General features: G+C 44.7%; 3 protein-coding genes. All 3 read left to right on the top strand.

Annotated features, from left to right (window positions below):
• The first annotated feature begins 97 nt into the window (after window positions 1-97).
• Window positions 98-925, top strand: coding sequence for a sulfotransferase (locus PY364_RS15715; protein ID WP_275523910.1), 828 nt, complete (start codon window positions 98-100; stop codon window positions 923-925).
• Window positions 926-958: 33 nt separating this feature from the next.
• On the top strand, window positions 959-1,417 hold the full coding sequence (locus PY364_RS15710; protein WP_275523908.1) for a hypothetical protein: 459 nt from the start codon (window positions 959-961) through the stop codon (window positions 1,415-1,417).
• A 257-nt stretch (window positions 1,418-1,674) separates the two neighbouring features.
• The coding region (locus tag PY364_RS15705) for a DUF4347 domain-containing protein (protein WP_275523907.1) at window positions 1,675-2,795 on the top strand (1,121 nt) is incomplete at its 3' end.

Here is a 2,795-nt window from a genome sequence, read left to right as displayed (position 1 = left end):
TACCGCCAGGATGGCGGCGTTACGGAACGTCCTAACCCCCTTGGCGGTTGCTATAACTTAGGAATATTATTTGTATAGGAGGAGCCAACAAAACAAAATGCTTCAAAAAGTCCACTTTATCTCCGGCTTACCCCGCTCTGGCTCTACTTTGCTAGCAGCATTACTCCGGCAAAATCCTCGCTTTCACGCCGCTATGACTTCCCCTGTTGGGGGTTTAGTTGAGCGAATGTTGGAAGCGATGAGCGAAGATAATGAGTTTTCGGTATTTATTTCTCCTGAACAAAAACGGGCGCTAATTTTGAGCATCTTTTCTGCTTATTATCACCCGCAAGCCGACCCAGAAATTATCTTTGACACTAATCGCCTTTGGTGTAGCAAATTGCCATTAATTCTGGAACTATTTCCCGAAGCTAAAGTGATTTGCTGTGTCAGAAATATTGCCTGGATTATGGATAGCATCGAGCTATTAATTCGGCGCAATGCCTTTGATGTTTCCCGGTTATTTAATAATCCAGCGGAACGCGCTACAGTTTATAGTCGCACGGAGGCATTAAGTCAAGGTTCGCGTTTAGTTGGTTATGCTTATAACGCCCTGAAAGAATCATTCTACAGCGAACAGAGTGCATCTATCCTATTGGTTGATTACGATTTATTAACGAAAGGGCCGGCTAAAACCATGTCGTTAATTTATCAATTTCTGGGTGAAGAACCTTTTGAGCATGATTTCGATCGTGTTGAATATCAAGAGCCAGAATTTGATAATAGATTGAAAACAAAAGGGTTACATCAAGTGCGATCGCAAGTTGAATTTAAACCGAGAAAAACGATTTTACCCCCCGATTTATTTGAGCGATTTAATAGTTTATCTTTTTGGACAGAGGCAACAAATAGCCGTGCTAGTGCTATTGTAGCGAAAGCTAAATAATATATATTTCAGCATGATATCGTTTCCGTTTAATTGGGAATTGTATCACAAGAAGTTCTGTGGTTAAGGATTCTGGGCAAAGGCAATGTTCAGAAGCGGGAGATCGAGGAAATAGAAGCACTTCCAGTGTCGCATCCATTCCGAACAAATGCTTTAAAAATGCTCAGTATGTTGAGAGCAAATTTACTTGTCAACCCCAATAAAGATCCCGAAGATCAGGAGTTAGCTATGCGATTATCACCCATTTACGATCAACAATTGGAACAGGCTAGACAAGAAGGCAGACAAGAAGCACAGCAGCAGGGACTCCAGCAGGGACTCCAGCAGGGACAGCGCGGCGTTATAGAAAATCTATTGGCGTTGCGCTTTGGTTCCTTAGATGAGGAACTAGCAGCAATCATATCACCATTATTGGCCTTACCGCCGGAGGAGTTTGCTCCTTTGCTTCTGCAATTATCCCGTGAAGAATTACTGTCTAGGTTTGCAGAGTAAAACTAAAAAATTTTATAGCTTTTAATAAAGTCCGTATACTAACCGGACTTTATTTGTTTGTCAGTGATATATATCACTTCTTTAGTTATTGACATCTACCTTTACGATAGAGTTACAATATCATGGTCGCGGTTTTTACGCAGTTGGTGCATTGAACAGGAGGTACGTAGCTGCGCTTCAGTCCATCTTAAGAGCGCTGAAGCGCAACTACGTACCTAAGAATCAAATCCCTTCGCAAAAAAATCGGCTAATCCACTATGACTAAGCAAATCATTTTTGTTGACTCCTCAGTACAAGACTATCAAAGCCTAATTCATAACGCCGATGATGCTCAAATTTTCATTTTAAATGAAAATTTGAGCGGCATCGAACAAATTACTAATACCTTAGCTAATCAAAAAGATATTGAAGCCGTACACATAGTTTCTCACGGCAGCGAAGGCAGTTTAAAACTGGGTGCAGATGTACTGAATGGGAATGACATAGAAAATTTCAACACCCAGCTAAAACAGTGGGGAAATGCCCTAACTGAAAATGGCGATATCCTATTATATGGATGCGACGTAGCCGCCGGGGAAACTGGCAAGAATTTTGTCAACCGATTGAGCGAACTCACCGGAGCAGATGTCGCAGCCTCTAACGACTTGACGGGAAATCAAGCATTAGGTGGTGACTGGGATTTAGAAATAGCAACGGGCAAGATAGAAGCCGCCGTGCCCTTTAATCGGGAGGCGATGAAAGATTATGAATATACACTAGCTAACTTTAATGTCACGGTAGCAGCAGATGATGGCACTGGCACTGTAGCAGGCACATTAAGCAAAGCCATTTTAGATGCGAATGCCGCAGCCGGGGATGACACTATTACCCTCAGCACAAATGTCACGGTTGGGGGGGTGATGCTGACCCTAGTTAACAGCAACATTGATTTTATTGGCAATAACTTTAGTGTCGATGGCGGCAATACTTTTCGCCCCTTCTTTGTCAAGTCGGGAACCGTCAATTTCTCCAACATGACTGTCACCAACAGCAAAGCCCAAGGAGGGAGTAGTAATGAAGGTGGTGGCGGTGCGGGTATGGGTGGCGGTTTATTCATCTATGATGGCACTGTCGGTATCAACAACGTTACTTTTAGCAATAACAGCGCGATCGGCGGTAATGGTCAACAAGCAGGTTTGGGCTACGGTGGTGCCGGAATGTTCGGCAACGGTGGCAACAATGGCGGTGGCGGGCTATTTGCAAGCAGCACTAGCAATGCTGGTGCTTATGGAGGTAACGGCAATTACGGCGGCAGCGTGGGCGGCTTCGGCGGCGGCGGCAATTACAGTGGCGGCGTGGGCGGCTTTGGCGGCGGCGGCGGCGGCACCAACGGCGGCGG

The organism is Kamptonema sp. UHCC 0994 (assembly GCF_029167235.1).
Lineage (GTDB): Bacteria > Cyanobacteriota > Cyanobacteriia > Cyanobacteriales > Microcoleaceae > Kamptonema.
Note: the sequence above shows the minus strand (reverse complement) of the source record. Positions and strands in the feature narration are given on the sequence as shown.

Coding starts and splice junctions, on each gene's coding strand:
- PY364_RS15715 (WP_275523910.1), top strand. CDS start 98: ATGCTTCAAAAAGTCCACTTTATCTCCGGCTTACCCCGCTCTGGCTCT.